Genomic DNA, 21,406 nt, shown 5'->3' with positions numbered 1-21,406 from the left:
GTACGCCGTTGTTGACCACGAGTCAACAAGAGGCGTAGCGTTGTTGACCGTGAGTCAACGGCGTCCTCGGTGAGGACCGGGGACCCACGAAAGGGAAGAGCCGGGATGCAGATCACGCTGACGGACGTCCGCGTCGACGGGCGGCGCGAGCCGATGCTCGAGCCGATGGACCTCGCGTGGTCCACGGGCGAGTGCGTGCTCGTCGCGGGCGAGCCCGGGCACGGGCACACCGCCCTCGCGCTCGTCGCCACGGGACGGTTCGACCCGTCCGCGGGCGAGGTCCGGCTCTTGCCGGCGAGCACGCCGTCCCGCCGCGCCGGGCGCACGTCCCGCGGCGCCGCCGCGACGCTGCGCGACGTGACCGCCGTCGTCGACGTCCCCGGCATCAGCGAGCCCGACGACGCGCTCACCGTGTCCGACGTCGTCGCCGAGGGCCTCGCGCTCGCCGGGCGACGGTCGCTGCCGTCCGACGTCACGCGGTGGCTCGCCGACCACTCGCTCACCGCCGACCGCGCCCGGCGCCTCGACCAGGTCCCCGGGGTCGTGCGCACCGCCCTGCTCGCGGCCCTCGCGGCCGAGGACCCCGACGTCGGCTTCCTCGTGCTCACCCTCCCGGACCGCCACGGGGGCGAGCCGTCGGGCTGGTGGGAGGTCGCGCAGTCGCTCGCCGGCGCGGGCTACGGCGTCCTCGTGCAGTGCACGCGCGCGTCGGCCCGCGACCTCGGCGTCGACCTGCCTCCGGCCCGCGGCGCCACGATCCACGAGCCGCCCGTCGTCGTGCTGCGCACCCGCCCCACCCCGCTCGCCGAACCCGGGGTTGCGGCCACCCCTCCCGCCGAGCCCGGCGACATCCCCGGGTTCGGCGCGGTGCCTGACGACAACCCCGGGGTCGACGAGCGGGGCGATGGCCAGGACGATCCGGAGGAGGGCCGATGACCGCGATCCGTCTCGGGCTGTCCGAGCTGCGCCGCCTCGCCGCGGGCACGCTGCCGCGCCTCGCCATCCTGGCGATGGCGCTCATCCCCACGCTCTACGCCGGGCTGTACCTGTTCGCGAACCACGACCCGTACGACAAGCTCGACCAGATCCCGGCCGCGCTCGTGGTGCTCGACGAGGGCACCAAGACCACCGACGCGCAGACGGGGGAGACGACGGAGCGCGACTTCGGCCGCGACGTCGCCGACCAGCTCCTCGACGACGGCGGGTTCGGCTGGGTCGAGACGAGCCAGGTCGACGCCGAGTACGGCGTGCGGTCCGGGCGGTACGACGCCGCGCTCGTCATCGGCCCGACGTTCTCCGCCGACCTCGCGTCCGCGGGCGAGTTCGAGCCCCAGCAGGCGAGCCTCACGCTCATCACCAACGACGCGAACAACTACCTCGCGCGCACGATCGCCGACCAGATCGTCGGCAAGGTGCGCGACTCGATCGCCGAGCAGGTCGGCACGGAGGCTGCGGACACGTTCCTGCGCGGCTTCGCCTCCATCCACACCAACCTCGCCGACGCCGTCGACGGCGCGGACCAGCTCCTCGACGGGTCGACGCAGCTCCGCGACGGCCTCGTCACCGCCGACGACGGTGCGCACACGCTCGCCACCGGCGCGGGCCAGGCCGCCGACGGGGCCGAGCGCCTCGACGCGAGCACCGGGACGCTCGCCGACGCCGTCGGGCAGCTCGACGACGGAGCCGAGTCGCTGGCGTCCGGGCTCGGGACACTCCGCGGCGCGACCTCCTCGCTACCCGACCAGGCGCGACAGCTCGCCGACGGCGCCGCGCAGGTCGCGGACGGGAACGCGCAGGTCGCGCAGTACGGGCAGCAGGCGGCCGACGCGGCGGGCCAGGTGCTCCCGACGCTCGACGCGATCCGCGGCGACGTCGACGCGCAGCTCGACCAGCTCGTCGCCGACGGCGTCATCGACCAGGCGACCGCCGACCAGGTGCGGTCGCAGGTCGCCCCCGTGCTCGACCAGCAGCGCGAGCAGGTCCAGGGCGCCGTCGACCAGGTGACCGCGGCCTCCGGGAAGCTCGACCAGCTCGCCGACGGGTCGCGGCAGGTGTCCGACGGCGCGGCCCGCCTCGCGGCCGCGACGCCTCAGCTGACCTCCGGCATCGCGAGCGCCGCAGACGGCGCGGACCGCCTCGCCGACGGCACCGGGCAGCTCGCCGCCGCGACCCCGCAGCTCGTGGACGGCGTCTCCCGGCTCGCCGACGGCACGCGCCAGGTGTCCGACGGCGCGACCTCGCTCGCCGACGGGACGTCGCAGCTGCGCGACGGGTCGGGCGAGCTCGTCGACGGCGTCACGCAGCTCCGCGACGGGCTCTCCGAGGGTCTCGGCCAGGTGCCGGACCTCGACGAGCAGACGCGCCAGGACACCGCCGAGACCATCGGCAACCCGGTGTCCGTCGAGAACGAGGCGCTGTCCTCCGCCGGCACCTACGGCGGCGGGCTCGCGCCGTTCTTCCTGTCGCTCGCGACCTGGATCGGCGCGTACGTGCTCTTCCTGCTCGTGCGCCCGCTGTCCTCGCGCGCCCTCGCCGCCGGGCGGTCCGGTCTGGCCACCGCCCTGGGCGGCTGGCTCACCCCGGCCGCGATCGGTGTCGTGCAGGTTGCCGCGATGTTCACGGTGACCAAGTTCGCGCTCGACATCGACCCCGTGCACGGCGTGGGGACCGCGTTGTTCCTCGTGCTCGTGTCCGCGACGTTCGTCGCGATCCTCCAGGCGCTCAACGTCTGGCTCGGCGCCGCCGGGCAGTTCCTCGGGCTCGTGCTCATGCTCGTCCAGCTCGTCACCGCGGGCGGCACGTTCCCGTGGCAGACCATCCCGCAGCCGCTGCGCTCGATGCACCAGTTCCTGCCCATGACCTACGCCGTCGAGGGCCTGCGCCAGCTCCTCTACGGGGGCAACATGGCGACGGTGACGCGCGACGTCACGGTGCTCGTCGTCGTCCTGGCCGGAGCCCTCGCCCTGACGACCCTCGCGGCCCGCAGGCAGCGCGTCTGGACCATCAAGAAGCTCCAACCAGAGCTCGTCCTCTGACCGCTCGACTCGCGAGAGGACCGGCCGACCATGCGGTTGCGGCTCGTCCGGAGCAGCTGACGGGCCACAACCGCATGGTCGGCGGGCGACAACGGCATGATCGAGCGCCGATCGGGGGTCAGGGGGCGGACCGTCCGGAGGGTTCGGGGGCGAGGGTGCGACAATCGCGACGTGTCCGCTGAGATCGACGCCACCCCGACCCCCGCCCCGCAGCACGACGGGAACGGTTCGCGGCGGTCCGGCTCCCGTGCGACGACGTCGCCGGAGGCGGAGCGCGCGGCCGCTCTCCGCGAGGCCGAACGCGCGGCCGACGCGGCCCGCACGGCGCTCGCCGAGGCGCTGCGGACGGTCGTGCGCGGCGCGGTCGACTCCTCGACGCGGCGCCGCGCGGAGTACTCGACGGACGCGTCGAACTACCGCGTCGTGCCCGAGGCCGTGGTGTACCCGCAGGACGCGGACGACGTCGTCGCGGCGCTCGACGTGCTGCGCGAGCTCGAGGTGCCGGTGACGGCGCGGGGCGCCGGCACGTCCGTCGCGGGCAACTCGATCGGCCCGGGCGTCGTGCTCGACTTCACGCGGCACGTGAACCGCGTGCTCGACGTCGACCCGGGGGCGCGCACGGCGCGCATCGAGCCGGGCGTCGTCATGTCGGCGCTCCAGCAGGAGGCGGCGCCGCACGGCCTGCGGTTCGGGCCGGACCCGTCCACGCAGAACCGCGCCACGCTCGGCGGCATGATCGGCAACAACGCGTGCGGTCCGCACGCGGTCGCCTACGGCCGCACGGTCGACAACGTCATCGCGCTCGACGTCGTCGACGGTCGCGGCCGCCGCTTCACCGCGGGCAAGGGCGACCCGACGTTCGCCGACGTCCCGGGTCTCGCAGAGCTCGTCCGCGAGAACCTCGCGCTGATCCGCACGGAGTTCGGGCGCTTCGGGCGCCAGGTGTCGGGCTACTCGCTCGAGCACCTGCTGCCGGAGAACGGGTCGGACCTCGCGAAGGCGCTCGTCGGGACCGAGGGCACGCTCGTGACGATCCTCGAGGCGACGGTCCGCCTGGTGCCGGTGCCGTCCAAGCCGACGCTCGTCGTGCTGGGCTACCCGGACATGCCCTCCGCGGCCGACGACGTCCCGACCTTCCTGAACCTCAGCCCCCTCGCGGTCGAGGGCCTCGACGCGCGGCTCGTCGACGTCGTGCGCCGCGCCAAGGGCGCGCAGTCCGTCCCGCCGCTGCCGCCGGGCGCGGGCTGGCTCATGGTCGAGGTCGGGGGCGCGACGCCCGAGGAGGCGATGGCGAACGCGGAGGCGATCGTCGCGGCGTCGGGCAGCGAGGCCACGATGATCCTGCCCGCCGGTCCCGACGCGACCAAGATGTGGCAGATCCGGGCCGACGGCGCGGGGCTCGCCGGGCGCACGCCCGCGGGCGAGCAGGCGTGGCCGGGCTGGGAGGACTCCGCCGTCCCGCCGGAGAAGCTCGGCGACTACCTGCGCGACCTCGACGCGCTCATGGCGCGCTACGGCGTCGACGGCCTGCCGTACGGGCACTTCGGCGACGGCTGCGTGCACCTGCGCATCGACATCCCGCTCGAGGCGTCGGGGTCGGTGCTGCGCACGTTCATGCTCGAGGCGGCCGAGCTCGTCGCGAAGTACGGCGGCTCGCTCTCGGGCGAGCACGGCGACGGGCGCGCGCGCTCCGAGCTGCTCCCGGTCATGTACAGCCCCGAGGCGATCGCGCTCATGGAGCGGTTCAAGGCGCTGTTCGACCCGCAGGACGTCATGAACCCGGGCGTCGTCGTGCGCCCGAGCGCGGTCGACGACGACCTGCGCCGTCCGCACGCGCACCCGCTGCTGTCGACGGTCGGCGCGCCAGGCACACCCGGGACGAGCACGGCCGCGCCGGCGAAGGTCACGAAGATCTCGCGCCGCGCCGGTTACCAGGGCTTCTCGTTCGCGCACGACCACGGCGACATGACCCAGGCCGTGCACCGCTGCGTCGGCGTCGGCAAGTGCCGCGCGGACAACAGCGCCGCGGGCGGGTTCATGTGCCCGTCGTACCAGGCGACCAAGGACGAGAAGGACGTCACGCGCGCCCGCGCCCGCGTGCTCCAGGAGGCCGTGAACGGCACCCTCGTGGGTGGGCTCGCGGCGCCGGAGGTGCGCGACTCGCTCGACCTGTGCCTGTCCTGCAAGGCGTGCTCGAGCGACTGCCCCGCGGGCGTCGACATGGCGCAGTACAAGTCCGAGGTCCTCTACCGTACGTACCGCGGCAAGCTGCGCCCGGTCGACCACTACTCGCTCGGCTGGCTGCCGATCTGGGCGCGGCTCGCGACCGGGATGCCGCGCCTGGCCAACAAGCTGCTCGGCATCCGCCCGCTCGCGAAGACGGTCCTCTGGGCGGGCGGCATGGACACGCGCCGCTCGATGACGACCTTCGCCGAGGTGCCCTTCCGCACCTGGTGGAAGCGCGGCGGCGCGACCCAGGGCGTGCCCGGACTGCACATCGGCCAGCGACCGGGCCACCCCGTGCGCGACGAGCGCCCCAAGGTCGTGCTGTGGACCGACTCGTTCAGCGACAACATGTCGCCCGGCGTGCCCCAGGCCGCGGTCAAGGTGCTCACCGCCGCCGGGTACGACGTCGTCGTGCCCGACGAGCAGGCGTGCTGCGGCCTCACGTGGATCAGCACGGGCCAGCTCGACGGCGCGCGCAAACGCCTGGAGAACCTGCTGTCCGTGCTCGGCCCGTACGCCGTGAACGGCATCCCGATCATGGGGCTCGAGCCGTCGTGCACCGCGGTGCTGCGCTCCGACCTCGTGGACCTGTTCCCCGACGACCCCCGCGCCCAGGCGGTCTCCGCCGCGACGCGCACGCTCGCCGAGCTCCTCACCTCGGTCGACACCGCGCCCGGGCGCGAGTCCGGGTGGCGTGTGCCCGACCTGTCGGACGTGACCGCCGTCGTGCAGCCGCACTGCCACCAGCACTCGGTGATGGGCTTCGCCGCCGACGAGCGGCTGCTGCGCGATGCGGGCGCGACGATCAAGGTCCTCGCCGGCTGCTGCGGGCTCGCGGGCAACTTCGGCATGCAGAAGGGCCACTACGAGACGTCGGTCGCGGTCGCGGAGAACGCGCTGCTGCCCGCGCTGCGCGACGCCGCCCCGGGCGACGTGTACCTCGCGGACGGGTTCTCGTGCCGCACGCAGGCCGACGACCTCGCCGGCGTGCAGGGCAAGGCCCTCGTCGAGCTGCTCGCCGAGCGGCTCTGACCGTCGGCCGTGCCGCCCGACAGCGAGCGGTCGCCGGGTGGGCGGCCGTCAGCCGCGCGCGGGGTGCACGTCCGTGATCGTGTAGCACTCCTCGTCGTCGATCGCGCGCGGCATCGGGTCGAGCGTGAGCGACGTCGGGTACCCGAGAACGTCGTCGAACGCCACGTCGGTGACGTCGTCGTGCCGCTCGTCGACGAGGTCGAGGAACCCGTCGATCGTGCGGCCCCCGCTCTCGACGTAGGACTCGGGGGTCATCTCCAGGTGCGCGAGGCTCGCGGAGACTGCGACCACCTCGCCGCCGGCGACCTCGACGTCGAACTCCCCGACGAGGTTCCGCTCGCCGCACGACGACGTCAGCGTGAACGCGTAGTCGTCGTACCCCGCCGCGGCCCACCGGTCCTGCGCGTCCGACAGCCCGGCGACCGGCCACGACCCGCCCGCGGGCGCGCACGCGGCCGCTCCGGACGAGACGGCGAGCAGCCCGCCCAGGGCGAGCGCCGCCGTCGTCCCGGACGGGCGGGGGCTGCGGCGCGGTGTCGTCTCCATGCCCTGCTCGTGTGCCCACGCGTCCTGGCCTTGCGGTCGCGCGGAACCCGTGCACGTTCGTGCACCGAGGTGCGGTCGCTCGTGCCCGGCGTGAGCATGGCAGGGGAGCGCCACCGCGGGCGGCGCTCCTTTCCTGTCGTCGGCGGTGAGAGGGAGAGGCATGTACTACTCGAGCGGCAACTACGAGGCGTTCGCGCGGCCGCGCAAGCCCGAGCGGACGGACCGGATCGGGTCCGTCCATCTCGTGGGGGCGGGGCTCGCCTCGCTCTCGGCGGCGGGCTTCCTCGTCCGCGACGGCCAGGTCCCCGGCGAGAGGATCACCGTCTACGAGCGGCTCAAGCTCCCCGGTGGTGCGCTCGACGGCATCAAGGAGCCGCGGCGCGGGTTCGTCATCCGCGGCGGGCGCGAGCTCGAGGACCACATGGAGTGCCTGTGGGACCTGTTCCGCTCCGTGCCGTCGATCGAGACCGAGGGGGTCACGGTCCTCGACGAGTTCTACTGGCTCAACAAGGACGACCCGAACTTCTCGCTCCAGCGCGTCACGGAGGACCGCGGCAAGGACGCGCGGTTCGACAACCTGTTCCGCCTCGACGAGAAGGCGCAGAAGGAGATCACCAAGATCTTCCTCGCGCGGCGCGAGGACATGGAGGGGAAGTCGATCGAGGACGTCATGTCGAAGCACTTCCTCGACAGCCAGTTCTGGCTGTACTGGCGCACGATGTTCGCGTTCCAGGAATGGCACAGCGCGCTCGAGTTCAAGCTGTACCTGCACCGGTTCATCCACCACGTCGGCGGCCTGCCCGACCTCTCGGCGCTGAAGTTCACCAAGTACAACCAGTACGAGTCGATGGTGCTGCCGCTCACGCGCTGGCTCATGGACCAGGGCGTCACGTTCCGGTTCCACGTCGAGGTCACCGACGTCGACTTCGAGCTCGCGCCCGACCGCAAGGTCGCGACGCGGCTGCACCTGCTGGACCACGGGACGGGCCACGAGTCCGGCGAGGCCGCCGTCGAGCAGACGATCGACCTCGGCGAGGACGACCTCGTCATCGCGACCATCGGGTCGCTCACGGAGAACTCCGACAACGGCGACCAGCACACCCCGGCTCGCCTGGACACCGGGCCTGCGCCCGCGTGGGACCTGTGGCGGCGCGTCGCCGCGAAGGACCCGGCGTTCGGCCGGCCCGACGTGTTCAGCACCGACATCCCGCGCACCAAGTGGCAGTCCGCGACCGTCACGACCCTCGACCGGCGCATCCCGGAGTACATCGAGCGCATCTGCCGGCGCGACCCGTTCAGCGGCAAGGTCGTCACGGGCGGCATCGTCACCGCGCGCGACTCGGCGTGGCTCATGAGCTGGACGGTGAACCGGCAGCCGCACTTCAAGGCGCAGTCCCCGGACGAGATCGTCGTGTGGGTGTACGGGTTGTTCGTCGAGACGCCGGGCGACTACGTGAAGAAGCCGCTCCAGGACTGCACGGGCGAGGAGATCACGCAGGAGTGGCTCTACCACCTCGGGGTCCCCGAGGCCGACATCCCGACCCTCGCCGCCGAGGCCGCGAGCTGCGTGCCCGTGATGATGCCGTACGTCACGGCGTTCTTCATGCCCCGGCACGCGGGCGACCGGCCACAGGTCGTGCCCGACGGCGCGCGGAACTTCGCGTTCATCGGCCAGTTCGCCGAGACGACGCGGGACACGATCTTCACCACCGAGTACTCCGTGCGCACCGGCATGGAGGCGGCCTACCAGCTCCTCGACCTGGAGCGCGGCGTCCCCGAGGTCTTCAACAGCACCTACGACGTCCGCAAGCTGCTCGCCGCCGTGAGCGCCCTGCGCGACGGCGAGGAGCTCGCGATCCCTGGCCCGCGGATCCTGCGCGACCGGCTCCAGAAGAAGGTCGACGCCACCGAGATCGGCGAGCTGCTCGCCGAGTTCAGCCTCCTGTCCCACGACGAGTAGCAGCACGCACCGCGTCGGCGAGGCGGGCGACGGCCTCGTCGACGCGGGCGTCGGCCAGGTTGCCGTAGCCGAGCACGAGGGTCGTCGACCGCTCGGCGGGGCGGACCTGGTAGCGGCGCAGGTCGACGACGGTGACCTCGCGCCGCGCGGCCTCGCGCACGACGTGCGCGGCGTCGGGGGCGGGGTCGTCGGGCGAGCCCGGCAGGGAGAGCAGCGCGTGCATCCCCGCCGCGATGCCGCTCACCGCCGCGTCGGGCAGCTCGCGCGCGAGGGCGGCGAGCACGGCGTCGCGGCGGCGCCGGTACCGGCCGCGCGCGGCGCGCAGGTGACGGTCGTACCCACCGGAGGCGACGAGCCGCGCGAACGTGAGCTGGTCGACCGTGGAGGGGGCCGCCGTCGTGCGGTGCGCCGGGGAGGCGGCGCGCACCACGGACTCCCGCCAGCGCGGAGGCACGACCATCCACCCCACGCCGAACGCCGGGCTCATCGTCTTGCTCACCGAGCCGAGGAGCACCACGTGATCGGGATCGAGCTGCTGCAGGGCGGCGACGGGCCGACGGTCGTAGCGGAACTCGGCGTCGTAGTCGTCCTCGACGACGAGCCCGTCGACGGCGCGCGCCCACGCGACCACCGCCTCGCGCCGCTCGGGCGCCAGCGCGGACCCGGTGGGGAACTGGTGCGCGGGCGTGAGCAGCGCGGCGCGCGCGCCGGTGCGTCGTGACGCCTCGACGAGGGCGGCGACGTCGGCGCCGGCGTCGTCCACCGGCACGGGGACCGGCGTCAGGCCGGCGCGCCCCGCGACGTCGCGCAGCACGGACCAGCTCGGGTCCTCGACCAGGACGTGCGTGTGGCCCGCCTCGACGAGCGCCGCCGCGACGCGCGCGATGCCGTCGGTCGCGCCACGCGTGAGCACGACGGCGTCGCCCGCCCCGGAGACGACGCGCGCCCGGCGGAGGTGGTCGGCGACGACGGTCCGTGCGTGCGGGTGGCCCGCAGGGGCCGGCTGGCCGAGGTCGTCGTTGGACGACGCCGCGAGGGCCTCGCGCGCGGACCGCAGCCACGCGTCGCGCGGGACGTGCCGGAGGTCGGGCACGCCGGGCGCGAGGTCGAACCGGGCGCGGCCGGGCAGCGGCGGGACCGCGCCCACGCGGGCGTTCACCGGCCGTCCGCCCGACCGCGCGCCTCCGGGACTCGTCGGCCGAGCACCGGCCGCGGCGGAGACGCGGGTCGCGGCGCCGGTCCGCGCCTCGAGGAAGCCCTCGGCGACGAGCTGGCCGTACGCCTCCGTGACGACCCACCGCGAGACCCCGAGCGACTCCGCGAGCTGTCGGCTCGGCGGCAGCGCCGCGCCGACCGGGACCCGGCCGGTGTGCACGGCGTCGCGGACGGCGCGCTCGAGCCGCTCGACCCGTGAGCCGGGCCCCGTCCCCAGGTCGAGCAGCGCCTCCCAGGCGAGCTCCGCCGTCGTACCCGGGCTCGGCGGAGAATTGGTCTGGTCGATGGCCATGGAATCGGACCGTACACCCGTGCCGATCCCTCCGTAGCGTGGAGCACGTCAGCAGGACCACGGATCCACCAAGATCTTCAGGGAGACCCACCATGCGGTACCGCACCATCGGCGACGGGCGCACCTCCTTCGACGTGTCGACCCTCTGCCTCGGCACGATGAACATGGGCACGCTCGTCGACGAGGACACGTCGTTCGCGATCCTCGACCGCTACCTCGAGGCGGGCGGCACGTTCCTCGACACGGCGAACAACTACAGCTTCTGGGCCGGCGGCCACGGCCGTGACAGCGAGGACCTCCTCGGCCGCTGGCTCGCGAGCCGCGGCGTGCGCGACGAGGTCCGCATCGCGACCAAGCTCGGCGCGGCGAAGAAGGACCCCGCCCTGCCGCTGCAGAACGTCGAGCCCACGAACTTCCAGGGGCTGGGCGCCGACGTGATCGGGTACGAGGCGCACGAGAGCCTGCGCCACCTCGGCATCGACCACGTGGACGTGCTCTACGGGCACGTCGACGACCACGAGACCCCGCTCGCCGAGACCGTCGGCGCGTTCGGCAAGCTCCAGGCCGAGGGCGTCGTCGGCATCACCGGCATCTCGAACGTCGCGCTGTGGCGCGTCGTCGAGGCGCGGGAGGAGGCGCTGCGCCAGGGCATCGCGCCCTACGGGCTCGTGCAGCAGAACTTCACCTACGCCTACCCGACGCCGGAGGTCGGCCGGCACAACTGGGCGTCGTACGAGCTGCTCGACTACGCGGCCTCCACGGGCGTCGCCGGGCGCCCGCCGCTCGCCGTCACCGCCTACTCGCCGATCCTCCAGGGCGCGTACGTGCGCCGCGACAAGCCGCTGTGGGACGGGTTCGACCACCCGACCACGCGCGAGCGCATCCGCCTCCTGCACGAGGTCGCGGGCGAGCTCGGCGTGACGCCCAACCAGGTCGTGCTCGCGTGGCTCCTCGGCGGCGAGCACCCGGTGGTCCCGATCATCGGTCCCAGCACGCTCGAGCAGCTCGACGAGCTCCTGGGGGCTGCCGACCTCGAGCTCGACCCGGAGCTGCGCGACCGCCTCGACGCCGCCTGAGCCGGAGTGTCCGCCCGGCCCGACGCCCCGGCAGCGGGGGGCCGGGCCGGGCTGACACCATGGGCCGTGCCCACCACCACCGTCGCGCGCGTCCGGCCGGACGACTGGCGCGACCTCCGGGACGTCCGCCTGCGGGCGCTCGCGGACGCGCCGTCCGCGTTCGGCTCGACGCTCGTGCGCGAGGCCGCCTTCCCCGACGACGTGTGGCGCGAACGCGCCGCGCAGGGCCGCACGCTCCTCGCGCGGTCGGTGCCGGACGATGGCGTCCCGGCCGAGGGCGACCGGTCACCCGGGCGGGTGGTCGGAGTCGCCGCAGTGTTTCCCTCGCACGACGACCCGACCGCGGCCGAGCTCGTCTCCGTGTGGGTCGACCCGGACGCGCGGGGCACCGGCGTCGCGGCAGCGCTCCTGCGGTCCGCCGAGGCGCTCGCGGCCGAGCTCGGGGCGCGGGCGCTCGCGCTGCGGGTCACTGCGACGAACGCCCGCGCGCGCCGGCTGTACGAGGGTGCGGGCTTTGCACCGACCGGCGAGACCAAGCCCCTCCCGAGCGACCCGCGCCTCCTCGAGGTCCGGATGGCGCGGCGCGTCGGCGGGTAAGGTGCGGGGACCTGCCGCAAGACCGTGCCGAGGGGGCCACGTGGAGTTCCAGGACGTCGTCCGGCAACGACGTATGGTGCGCCGGTTCACCTCCGAGCCGGTCGCGGCGGACGCGGTCGACCGCCTCGTGCGCAACGCGGTCCGCGCGCCGAGCGCGGGGTTCGCGCAGGGGTGGTCGTTCCTCGTGCTCACCGAGCCCGACGACGTCGCGCGCTTCTGGTCCGCGAGCTCGCCCGAGCAGCCCGAGCGGAGCATGAGCGCGTGGCTCGCCGGGATGCGCACGGCGCCCGTGCTGGTCGTGGTCCTCACGTCGAAGGACGTCTACCTCGACCGGTACGCCGAGGACGACAAGGGCTGGGCCGACCGCGACGAGAACCGCTGGGCCGTGCCGTACTGGCACGTCGACGCCGGGATGGCGGCGCTGCTCATGCTCCAGACCGCCGTCGACGAGGGGCTCGGCGCGTGCTTCTTCGGCGTCGCGCCGGGCGAGGTCGCGCGGCTGCGCGCGGCGTTCGGCATCCCCGACGCGTACGCCCCGACCGGGGTCGTCGCCGTCGGGCACCCCGCGGAGAGGGCGACCACGGGCTCGCCGCGGCGTCGCCCGCGCAAGCCGCTCGACGACGTCGTGCACCGCGGCCGCTGGGGAGACCGGTCGTGACACGCCTGGCCGCCCGCGCGGCGGCGCTCGCGACGGCGGCCGTGCTCGCCGTCCTCGCGACGGCTGCCTGCACCGGGGGGTCGTCGCCCGACCCGACCGGCGACCCGGCGACGTCGGGCACCGCGGACGCCCCCGGCCCGGACGCGACCGCGTCGCCGCTCGTCGCGCGCACCGGGTGGCAGGTGGTCGGGGCGAGCGGCGCGTGCGTCCTGTCGTGGCGCGGCGCGAGCGATCCCGCGCCGCCGGAGCAGGGTGCCCGGGACGCGTCCGCCGCGTTGCTCAGCGAGACCGTCGCAGCGGACGGGGGCGACCCGGTGGCCCCGCGCGACGTGCTGCTCCCGCTCACGTCCGACGGCGTGACCCTCCAGGGCGTGAACGCGGTCGCGCAGGACTGGGCCGTCGGCACCCCGCGCGGCGAGGTCCAGGTCCGTGGAGCGGCGCGCGTCGTGAGCACGCCGACGTTCGACGGCGGTGCGTCGACCCAGTCCGTCGCGCTCGCGCTCGACTGCGCCGGGCCGCTCGACGAGGGCAGCTGGCAGCGGCTGCTCTCCGACGTGCGGGTCGGCCTCGTCGCACCCCTGGAGGAGCCCGGCGCCTGGCCCTCCTAGCCGGTGCGTGGCCCGGCGCGCGACGGCGAGGCGCGCCCGTCAGGCGTCGCGGTCGCGCAGCGCCGGGACGTGCAGCCCGACGGCGGCGCGCGCGTCCGCGGGCAGCTCCCCCCAGTCCTCCACGGTGTCGAGGTCGATCGCCGTCCCCGGCCGCTGCACGACGACGGCCCGCAGCCCGAGGCGCTCGGCCTCCGCGACGTGCGCCGCACGGCTGTCCGGCCCGAACCGGAACCGGAACCCCTCGACGACGGGACCGCCGCCCGGCCGAGCACGAGGGTCCTGTCGTTCCGAGCCGCTGTCCCGCAGCACGGTCGTGGTCGACGGCGCGGAAGCCGGGGGTTCGAGGGCGAGGAGGTTCGTGCCCTCGCCCCGGCGGTCCGTCGCGACGACGACCGGGGCGTCCTCGGCGAGCAGCGCCGCCACGTCCGCGGGCGTGAGCGCGGGAAGGTCGGCGTGCGCCACGAGGAGCCGCACGGGGCCCCGGGCCGCCGCGTCCTCCGACGCGATCTCTCGGCCCCGCTCGACCGCCGCGTCCAGGCCCGGCCGGTCCGCGGGCTGGAGCACGATGCGCAGCCGGTCCGCGTCGGCGGTCAGCAGGGGGAGGCCGTCGGACCCGGCGTGCGCCGCGTCGCCGGACTCGTCCACCACGACGTCCCGCAGCGCCCGCCACGTGAACCGCGGGTCCGACGTCACCACGACCACGCGCTCCACGCCGTCGCTCGCGAGCAGCGTCCCCACGACGTGCCGCGCGAGCACGGCGATCAGCCTGCTGCGCGACGCGGGGTCGAGGACGTGCGCGAGCCGCGACTTTCCCGACGACCCGTCGCGCAACGGCACGACGGCGACCACGCGCGCCGGGCGGCCCGCCGCGCCCGGGCGAGCGCCGCCGTCGGGCAGCACGAGGTCACCCACGAGCGACCCCCGCCGACGCGAGGAGCGTGCGCGCGAGGCGCTCGCGGCCCGCGGCGCCGCCCATGACGGTGTCCGTGACGACGACGTCCATCCCCAGCGCCCGCACGTCGTCGGCGAGGCGGGCGTCGTGGTCGTCGATCACCATGACGTCGACGAGCCCGACGTACAGGCGCGCGACGCCGAGCGCGGAGACCTCGTGCCCGAGGGTCGTGAGGATCTGCGCCGCAGGCCCCTTGATCGCGCGACCGCCGACGATCGGGCTCACCGCGACGCGCCGTGCCGTCGTCCCCGCGAGCGCGTCCCGCACGCCCGCGACGCCCAGCACCGGCTCCACCGAGAGGAACGGGTTCGACGGCGCGACCACCACCACGTCGGCGCCGGTCACCGCGTCGAGCACGCCGGGCGCCGGGCGGGCCGCCTCGATGCCGTCGTAGACGAGGCCCAGCACGTCGTCCGCGTGCCGTCGCCCCACGAAGTACTCCTGGAACCCGAGGCGGCCCGCGGGTGTGTCGACGAGGGTCGCGACGCGGTCGTCGCTCACGGGCAGCACGCGCGCCCGGACGCCCAGCGCGGTCGTGAGCTCCGCGGTCACGGCGGTCAGGGACGACCCCGCGCGCAGCCGGGCCGTCCGCACGACGTGCGTCGCGAGGTCGCGGTCGCCGAGCGTGAACCACGTGTCCTCGCCGAGCCGGCCCATCGCCTCCAGCGCCGCGTACGTCTCGTCGACCACGCCCCAGCCGCGCTCCTCGTCCGCGAGCCCGGCGAGCGTGTACGTCACCGTGTCGAGGTCGGGCGAGATCCACAGCCCGTGCAGCTCGACGTCGTCCGCGACGTTGACGACGACCGTGAGGTCGGCCCCGGCGAGATCCAGGCCGTGCGCGAGGCGGGCCCCGCCGACCCCGCCCGCGAGCACGGTCACGCGGTCGGTGCGGTGTTCTGCTGTCACGACGACGAGCCTACGTCGGGGCGCGGGAGTCCCGGCGGCCCTCGCCCGGACCCGCGGGCCCGGCCAGGTCCCGCCGCGGTTCGTGCGCCGGACCCGTGCCACGATGGGCCCATGGCCGTCTTCGCCTTCTCCGTCGCCCCGCTCGGTGCCGGCGAGTCCGTCGCGGACTCCGTCGCCGAGGCCGTCCGCATCGTCCGCGAGTCGGGCCTGCCCAACCGCACCACCGCGATGTTCACCGAGATCGAGGGCGACTGGGACAGCGTCATGCCCGTGATCCAGCGCGCCACCGAGGCCGTCGGCGCGGGCGGGCACCGGGTCTCGCTCGTCATCAAGGCCGACATCCGCCCCGGACGCACGGGGGAGCTCACGGGAAAGGTCGAGCGGGTCGAGGAGCGCCTCGCGGCCGAGTCGGAGGAGACCGGGCACGCCTGACCTGCGGGGGCGCGCGAGGGCGGTTCGACCGGTTCGAGGGACTTGACCGGCGACGTAGGCTATGGCGCAAACGCCCCCGCCCAGGTCGCGTTCCGCTGCAGCAGGAGATCCCCCGATGCCCCTCTTCGAGGTGGACGCCGAGCGTCCCGTACTGGTCCAGCCGCCCCAGCCGGCAGGAGCGTTCGGGACGGACGCGCAGCGCGTCGTGGACGGCAACATCGAGGGGCTGCTGGGCGAGCAGATCTTCCCCGTCGCACAGGGCACGTCCGACGACGAGCCCCACCTCCTCGCCCTCGACGCCGCCGGTCTCCCCGTCGTCATCGAGGTCACGGCGGAGCTGACGGAGGAGGCCCTCACCGCGGCGCTCAACCACGCCGGCCGGGCCGGGCGCCTCACGCGCGCCGAGCTCGCCGCCCGCTACACCGGCGGCGCGTCGCGGTTCCAGCAGGACGTCGCCGCGTTCTACGACAACGTCCCCCTCACGCGCTCGCAGGCGACCGCCCGCGCGACCGGCGCCCGCCTCATCGTCATCTGCTCGAGCGCCGCTCCCGGCATCCAGGACGCGCTCGACTTCCTGCGCCAGCCCGGCTCGCCGGTCGCGGTCCTGCGCCTCGGCGTCGTGCAGGGCGCCGACGGCCGGCGCTTCGTCGACGTGTCGCCCCTCGCGATGACGCGCGACAACCCCGCACCGCCTGCGGCACCCGAGCCGCGCCGGGGCCGCGCCGTCGCCCCCGGATCCGACTTCGCGGACGGCGTCGCCGTGGGCCGAGCCCTGACCGGCAAGTTTCCCGTGGTGACGCGGCAGGCCGCGCAGTCCCGGGCCGAGCGCCGTCGTGCCGCCGAGCTCGAGCCGCGTGCCGGCTCCGCGATCGCGCCGACCCCGGTGGACGAGACCGGCCCTCTCGCCGCGCTGGCCCCGCCCGTCGTGCCGTCGGAGCCGTCGCGTGCGGAGCCTCCCGTCCTGGACTTCGTGCCCCTCGACGACCCCCTCACCGCCCGGACCGTGCCCGAGCCCGCGTCCGCGGGCTGGGCCGACCGTCGGCCCGTCGAGGCCGGCGACGAGCCGTCGACCCCGCGCACGTCGATCCTCACGCGCGAGTCGATCCGCACCCGTGAGTCGATCCGGACGCGCGAGTCGTACCTCACGCACGAGTACGGCGAGCAGCGCAGCCCGTCGCGCGAGCAGCCGTACGACCCGCTGTCGTACCACCCGCCGGTCGACCTCGACCCGGCACCCACGCGCGCGTCCGCGAGCCGCGACGTCGTCCCCGTGCCGCCCCCGCCCCCCGCGGACGTGCCGCTCGGTCCCGACGACGACCCCGACCTCGTCGCGCTCGCGCGCGCGTTCGGCAGGCCCCGCGAGCTCGTGTGGTCCCGACCGCGCCGCGGCCAGCGCTTCGAGGCGATCCTCCAGCCCGACGGCTTCATCGAGCTGGCCGACGGCGCCCGGTTCCGCCACCCGGACCTCGCCGCCGTCGCCGTGTCGGGTACCCACACCGCCGACGGCTGGAGCGTCTGGCGCCTCGGCGCCGAGGACGGCCCCACCCTCACCGACGCCTTCCGCGAGCACCACGCCTGAACCGTCGACGGAGCCCGGCGATGCGGCCGACGAACCCGTCCGCACGACACCGCAGCACGACGCCGTCCGGGGGCGAGGCGTGATCGGATTCCTGCACACTGCCGACGTGCACGTCGCGACGTTCGGTGGGCTCGTCGACGAGGTCGCGCCGGGGGAGGGGCACGTGCACCGCGTCGACGCGTCGCTCCTGGACGACGCGCGGGCGGGCGCGCCGACGGGTGAGCGGGTCCGGGCGCATGTCGAGGCGCTCGTCGCGGCCGGGTCGTCGGTGGTGGTGTGCACGTGCTCGACGCTCGGTCCGGTCGCGGAGGAGGTCGGCGGGCCCGGGGTGCCCGTGGTGCGGGTGGACCGGCCGCTCGCGGAGGCGGCGGTGCGTGACGGAGGCCGGGTCGCCGTCGTCGTCGCGCTCGTCTCGACGCTCGGCCCGACGACGAGCCTCCTCGCCGACGCCGCGCGCCGGGCGGGGACGCGCGTCGAGCTCGAGCCGGTGGTCTGCACCGACGCGTGGGCGCCCTTCGAGGCCGGGAACCTGGACGCGTACCACCAGGGTGTTGCGGACGCGGTGCGGGAGGTCGTCGCGCGGTGGGTGCCGGACGTCGTCGTGCTCGCGCAGGCGAGCATGGCGCCGGCGGCCGCGCTCCTGGGGGACCTCCACGTCCCCGTGCTGACGAGCCCGGGCAGCGCGGTGGCCCGGGCCGTGGAGCTGGCCCGGGCCTGACGCGAGGGTCGCGCTCAGTCCGTGGTGCGGACCATGGTGCGGATCCCGACGGCGAGGCCGACGGCGGCCGTCACGGCGGCCGCGACCCACCCCCACGCGACGGCTGAGGCGGTGAGGTCGCCGGCGAACAGCGCGCGCTCGGCGTCGACGACGTAGCGCAGCGGGTTGACGTCGGACGCGACCTGCATCCAGCGCGGCCCGGTCTCGAGCGGCAGCAGCATGCCGGACAGGATCATGAGCGGGAAGATCAGCGTCTGCTGCACGACCCAGAACATCCAGTCCTGCTTGCGCACGGCGAGCGCAAGCGCGTAGCTGAGGGACCCGATGCCGACGCCGAACACGGCGAGGAGCGCGAGCCCGACGACGGCGCCGGCGGGGTGCAGCTCGAACCCGAACGGGAGCATGACGAGCACCACCACGACCGACTGCGCGACGATCGGGACCATCTCCTTGAGCGCGCGGCCCACGAGGAGCGAGGCCCGTGACAGCGGAGCGACGAGCATCCGCTCGTGCGCGCCGGTCTGGAGCTCGACGAGCAGGTTCGCCCCGGTCGTGGTGGTCCCGAAGAGGGTCGTCATCACGAGGATCGAGGGGACGAACCACTGCCAGACGTTGCCGCCCAGGACCTCCTGGCCGGTCGTCGTGCCGCCGAGCGACCCGACGAGCAGGGGGCCGAACAGCGCGAGGAAGACGATCGGCTGGACCAGCCCGAACAGCACGGAGAAGGGGTCGTGCACGACGGGACGCAGCTCGCGGACGAGCACGATCCCGGTGTCGCGCGTGAAGGCGGCGAGCCCGCGGCGTGCGCGAGGGTGGGCGGGGGCCGGGTGCGGGGCGACGGCGGTGGGGGCGGTGTCGACGGTGCTCATGCTGCGGTCCTCTCGGTGGGGCGGGTGCCCTCGGCGGGGGTGTCGTTCGTGGTCGCGGCGCCGGCCTCGCGCAGGCTGCGCCCGGTGAGCGCGAGGAAGACGTCGTCGAGCGTGGGGCGGTGCACCTGCGCGGTCTCGACGGCGATGCCGTCCGCGTCCGCGGCGCGCAGCAGGCGGGGGAGGTAGGCGTCGCCGCGCTCGGCGCGCACCTCGAGCGTGGGTGCGGCGTCGTGCCCGACGGCGGGTGCGCCGTCGGGCGTGCGGGTCGCCTCGCGGAAGCCCTCGACGCGGCGGGCGACCTCGGTGAGCCGCGCGGCGTCCGCGTGCCCGCGGGCGGGAGCCAGCGTGACGACGACGCGGTCCCCGGCGAGGTCGGCCTTGAGGTTCTCCGCGGTGTCGTCGGCGATGACCTGGCCGTGGTCGACGACGACGACGCGCTCGGCCATGGTGTCGGCCTCGTCGAGGTAGTGCGTCGTGAGGACGATCGTCATGGGCTCGCCCGTGGCCGCGAGCGAGTCCTCGCGCATGCTCAGGACGTGGTCCCACAGGTTCGCCCGGTTGTGCGGGTCGAGCCCGGTCGACGGCTCGTCGAGGAACAGCAGCGACGGCGCGTGCACCAGGCCCATCGCGACGTCGAGCCGGCGACGCTGCCCGCCGGAGAGGTCGGACACCTTGCGCGTGCGGTACGACGCGAGCTCGAGGGAGTCGAGCAGCTCGTCGGCCCGGCGTCGAGCGGTCCGTCGGTCGAGGCCGTAGATGCGGCCCTGGCTCGCGAGCTCGTCGACGGCGCGCTGCGCGTGGCCCGCGCCGTTGCCCTGCCCGACGTAGCCGATGCGGTGCCGGACGGCGTCGGGCTCGGCGACGACGTCGTGCCCGGCGACCGTGGCCGTGCCCGACGTGGGACGGATGAGCGTGGTGAGCATGCGGAGCGTGGTCGTCTTGCCGGCGCCGTTGGGGCCGAGGACGGCGACGAGCTCGCCGGGTGCGACGTCGAGGTCGATGCCGCGCACGGCGTGCACCGTGGCGCTCGCGTCGCGCCCGACGGCGAAGTCCTTGGTCAGTGCTCTGGTGCGGATCACGATGGCTCCTCCTGGGTGTGCTTCGTGCGACGAGACCGACGTTGCCAGGGGTAGAGGACAGATTCGGTCCTCTACTCCGTGCCACCCTGAGGGCATGCTCGAGACCTCAGGACGACTGCTCCGACTGCTCTCGCTGCTCCAGGCGCGCCGGGACTGGCCGGGGTCGGCGTTGGCCGAGCGGCTCGACGTGAGCCCGCGCACCGTGCGGCGCGACGTCGACCGGCTGCGCGAGCTCGGCTACCCGGTGCGCGCGACGAAGGGGCCCGACGGCGGGTACCGGCTCGACGCCGGAGCGGACGTCCCGCCCCTCCTGTTCGACGACGAGCAGGCGGTCGCCGTCGCGATCGCGCTGCGCACGGGGGTGCTCCCGGGAGTGGAGGACGCCGCGGCACGCGCGCTCGCGACGATCCGCCAGGTCATGCCTGCGCGGCTGCGCACGCGCATCGACGCGCTGGAGGTGACAGCCGTGCCGGGCCGGAGGGAGCGAGCCCTCCCCGCGGTGCGGGCCGACGTGCTCGTGGCCGTCGGCTCGGCGGCCGCCGAGCGCCGCGTGCTGCGGTTCGACTACGACGGCGGGACCGGCGAGGTGCTCCGTGCGCCGGGCCAGGAGCCGGGAGAGGGGTTCCGTGCGCCGCGCCGCGCGGAGCCGCACCACGTCGTCACGTGGGGTGGGCGGTGGTACCTCGTCGCGTGGGACCTCGACCGGGACGACTGGCGGACGTTCCGGATCGACCGGATGGCGCCGCGCGAGGGTGTCGGGGCACGGTTCGAGCGTCGGGAGCTGCCCGCCCCGGACGTGGCGACGTTCGTCGCCGAGAGGTTCACGCAGCCCGAGATGCCCGTGCGAGGGACGGTCGAGCTCGAGCTGGACGCCGCTGTCGTAGCGGCGTGGGCAGGAACGGGTGCCCTCGTGGAGGCCGTGGGAGTGGGGCGGTGCCGGCTGACCGCCGGTTCCTGGTCGTGGGGCGGGCTCGCCGCGTGGTTCGGCATCTTCGACGCACCGTTCACCGTGGTGGGACCCGACGATCTGCGGACGGCGGTGGCCCGTCTCGCGGCGCGGGCGACGGTGGCAGCCGCACCCGCTGCGGGAGGCGGACTGCCGCAGCGCGGAGTGCCGGGCGAGGCGATGCGGGCACGGGGGCAGGAAGCCGTGGAGGGGAGTGGTCCGGGTCACGACGGCGCGAGTTGACCTCCTGCCTCCGAACCCCGTAATGTTCTCGAGGTCGCCCGGCAGGGAGGAACAGACACCACGGCACAGCTCCTCGGAGCAGATGCGAAGTGGCTGGTCCCCCGGGTGCAACTCCCACCAGATTCTCGGAGCACAGTGCTGCGCCGTGCGTCAGGTGAGGGTGTCTGGATCAGGTACATTTCTGAACGGAAATCCGGTTGACACCGGTCCGGGACGAACGGCCGGGTCTGGTAGGATTCAGAACGAAGGAAGCGCCCCGCGCAAGGGCCTCGGGAACGAGGTCGGAGGCGGTGTGTGTCGGTTGTTTGAGAACTCAACAGTGTGCTTGTTAGTCAATGCCAATTTTTGTCCCTGTGGCATGGCTGATCGTCTCGCCCGTCGGGTGGGGTGGTTGGTTGTGTCTGGGATTCCTTTGGTTGATTTCGGAAGATGATGTC

18 protein-coding genes are annotated in these 21,406 nt (G+C 74.7%); 12 read left to right on the top strand and 6 right to left on the bottom strand.

Annotated elements, in window-relative coordinates:
- Positions 1 to 105: 105 nt before the first annotated feature.
- From ACFVN3_RS19590 to ACFVN3_RS19580, 3 genes are all read left to right on the top strand, one after another.
- Positions 106 to 936, top strand: a complete 831-nt coding sequence (locus ACFVN3_RS19590) for a hypothetical protein (protein WP_378234667.1) — start codon at positions 106 to 108, stop codon at positions 934 to 936.
- Complete coding sequence (locus ACFVN3_RS19585) at positions 933 to 3,035, top strand: YhgE/Pip family protein (RefSeq protein ID WP_378234666.1); 2,103 nt, start codon at positions 933 to 935, stop codon at positions 3,033 to 3,035. The genes ACFVN3_RS19590 and ACFVN3_RS19585 overlap by 4 nt, the downstream gene beginning before the upstream one ends.
- A gap of 339 nt (positions 3,036 to 3,374) precedes the next feature.
- Positions 3,375 to 6,293 (top strand): FAD-binding and (Fe-S)-binding domain-containing protein, encoded by a 2,919-nt coding sequence (locus tag ACFVN3_RS19580; protein ID WP_378234681.1) that lies wholly within the window; start codon positions 3,375 to 3,377, stop codon positions 6,291 to 6,293.
- Between the two features lie 48 nt (positions 6,294 to 6,341).
- Here the strand turns inward: ACFVN3_RS19580 and ACFVN3_RS19575 are convergent, their stop codons facing one another.
- Positions 6,342 to 6,839, bottom strand: a complete 498-nt coding sequence (locus tag ACFVN3_RS19575; protein WP_378234665.1) for a DUF6174 domain-containing protein — start codon at positions 6,837 to 6,839, stop codon at positions 6,342 to 6,344.
- 160 nt (positions 6,840 to 6,999) lie between these two features.
- Between ACFVN3_RS19575 and ACFVN3_RS19570 the strand changes: the two genes are divergently transcribed.
- Complete coding sequence (locus ACFVN3_RS19570) at positions 7,000 to 8,799, top strand: oleate hydratase (RefSeq protein ID WP_378234663.1); 1,800 nt, start codon at positions 7,000 to 7,002, stop codon at positions 8,797 to 8,799.
- On the opposite strand, the gene ACFVN3_RS19565 is transcribed toward ACFVN3_RS19570, so the two are convergent.
- Positions 8,774 to 10,306 (bottom strand): PLP-dependent aminotransferase family protein, encoded by a 1,533-nt coding sequence (locus ACFVN3_RS19565; RefSeq protein WP_378234661.1) that lies wholly within the window; start codon positions 10,304 to 10,306, stop codon positions 8,774 to 8,776. The two genes, ACFVN3_RS19570 and ACFVN3_RS19565, sit on opposite strands and share 26 nt — an antisense overlap.
- 92 nt (positions 10,307 to 10,398) lie before the next feature.
- Between ACFVN3_RS19565 and ACFVN3_RS19560 the strand changes: the two genes are divergently transcribed.
- The 4 genes from ACFVN3_RS19560 to ACFVN3_RS19545 all read left to right on the top strand — a co-directional run bounded on the left by ACFVN3_RS19560 (position 10,399) and on the right by ACFVN3_RS19545 (position 13,245).
- A complete protein-coding gene (locus ACFVN3_RS19560) occupies positions 10,399 to 11,382 on the top strand; it encodes an aldo/keto reductase (RefSeq protein ID WP_378234659.1) in 984 nt (327 codons plus the stop codon).
- A 66-nt stretch (positions 11,383 to 11,448) separates the two neighbouring features.
- Complete coding sequence (locus tag ACFVN3_RS19555) at positions 11,449 to 11,979, top strand: GNAT family N-acetyltransferase (protein ID WP_378234657.1); 531 nt, start codon at positions 11,449 to 11,451, stop codon at positions 11,977 to 11,979.
- A gap of 40 nt (positions 11,980 to 12,019) precedes the next feature.
- Positions 12,020 to 12,637 carry a nitroreductase family protein gene (locus ACFVN3_RS19550; RefSeq protein ID WP_378234655.1) on the top strand — a complete coding sequence of 206 codons (618 nt, stop codon included), beginning with the start codon at positions 12,020 to 12,022 and terminating at the stop codon, positions 12,635 to 12,637.
- On the top strand, positions 12,634 to 13,245 hold the full coding sequence (locus ACFVN3_RS19545) for a hypothetical protein (protein ID WP_378234653.1): 612 nt from the start codon (positions 12,634 to 12,636) through the stop codon (positions 13,243 to 13,245). The genes ACFVN3_RS19550 and ACFVN3_RS19545 overlap by 4 nt, the downstream gene beginning before the upstream one ends.
- 39 nt (positions 13,246 to 13,284) lie before the next feature.
- On the opposite strand, the gene ACFVN3_RS19540 is transcribed toward ACFVN3_RS19545, so the two are convergent.
- Both ACFVN3_RS19540 and cofD read right to left on the bottom strand, forming a co-directional pair.
- Positions 13,285 to 14,157 (bottom strand): 2-phospho-L-lactate guanylyltransferase, encoded by an 873-nt coding sequence (locus ACFVN3_RS19540; protein ID WP_378234651.1) that lies wholly within the window; start codon positions 14,155 to 14,157, stop codon positions 13,285 to 13,287.
- Complete coding sequence (gene cofD, locus ACFVN3_RS19535) at positions 14,150 to 15,103, bottom strand: 2-phospho-L-lactate transferase (RefSeq protein ID WP_378234650.1); 954 nt, start codon at positions 15,101 to 15,103, stop codon at positions 14,150 to 14,152. The genes ACFVN3_RS19540 and cofD overlap by 8 nt, the downstream gene beginning before the upstream one ends.
- A gap of 111 nt (positions 15,104 to 15,214) precedes the next feature.
- Between cofD and ACFVN3_RS19530 the strand changes: the two genes are divergently transcribed.
- The 3 genes from ACFVN3_RS19530 to ACFVN3_RS19520 all read left to right on the top strand — a co-directional run bounded on the left by ACFVN3_RS19530 (position 15,215) and on the right by ACFVN3_RS19520 (position 17,832).
- Positions 15,215 to 15,535, top strand: coding sequence for an MTH1187 family thiamine-binding protein (locus ACFVN3_RS19530; RefSeq protein ID WP_378234649.1), 321 nt, complete (start codon positions 15,215 to 15,217; stop codon positions 15,533 to 15,535).
- 115 nt (positions 15,536 to 15,650) lie between these two features.
- Positions 15,651 to 17,114, top strand: a complete 1,464-nt coding sequence (locus ACFVN3_RS19525) for a hypothetical protein (RefSeq protein ID WP_378234648.1) — start codon at positions 15,651 to 15,653, stop codon at positions 17,112 to 17,114.
- Positions 17,115 to 17,220: 106 nt separating this feature from the next.
- A complete protein-coding gene (locus tag ACFVN3_RS19520; protein WP_378234647.1) occupies positions 17,221 to 17,832 on the top strand; it encodes an aspartate/glutamate racemase family protein in 612 nt (203 codons plus the stop codon).
- 14 nt (positions 17,833 to 17,846) lie between these two features.
- On the opposite strand, the gene ACFVN3_RS19515 is transcribed toward ACFVN3_RS19520, so the two are convergent.
- The gene (locus ACFVN3_RS19515; protein WP_378234646.1) at positions 17,847 to 18,701 is read right to left on the bottom strand and encodes an ABC transporter permease; all 855 of its coding nucleotides are present in this window, start codon (positions 18,699 to 18,701) and stop codon (positions 17,847 to 17,849) included.
- Positions 18,698 to 19,780 (bottom strand): ATP-binding cassette domain-containing protein, encoded by a 1,083-nt coding sequence (locus ACFVN3_RS19510; protein WP_378234645.1) that lies wholly within the window; start codon positions 19,778 to 19,780, stop codon positions 18,698 to 18,700. Before ACFVN3_RS19510 ends, ACFVN3_RS19515 begins: the two co-directional genes overlap by 4 nt.
- Before the next feature lie 94 nt (positions 19,781 to 19,874).
- Here ACFVN3_RS19510 and ACFVN3_RS19505 point away from each other — a divergent pair, with 94 nt between their 5' ends.
- Positions 19,875 to 20,969 (top strand): helix-turn-helix transcriptional regulator, encoded by a 1,095-nt coding sequence (locus ACFVN3_RS19505; RefSeq protein ID WP_378234644.1) that lies wholly within the window; start codon positions 19,875 to 19,877, stop codon positions 20,967 to 20,969.
- The last annotated feature ends 437 nt before the right edge of the window (positions 20,970 to 21,406 follow it).

The sequence above is a fragment of the Cellulosimicrobium sp. NPDC057862 genome (genome assembly GCF_042797035.1).
Lineage (GTDB): Bacteria > Actinomycetota > Actinomycetes > Actinomycetales > Cellulomonadaceae > Cellulosimicrobium.
Note: the sequence above shows the minus strand (reverse complement) of the source record. Positions and strands in the feature narration are given on the sequence as shown.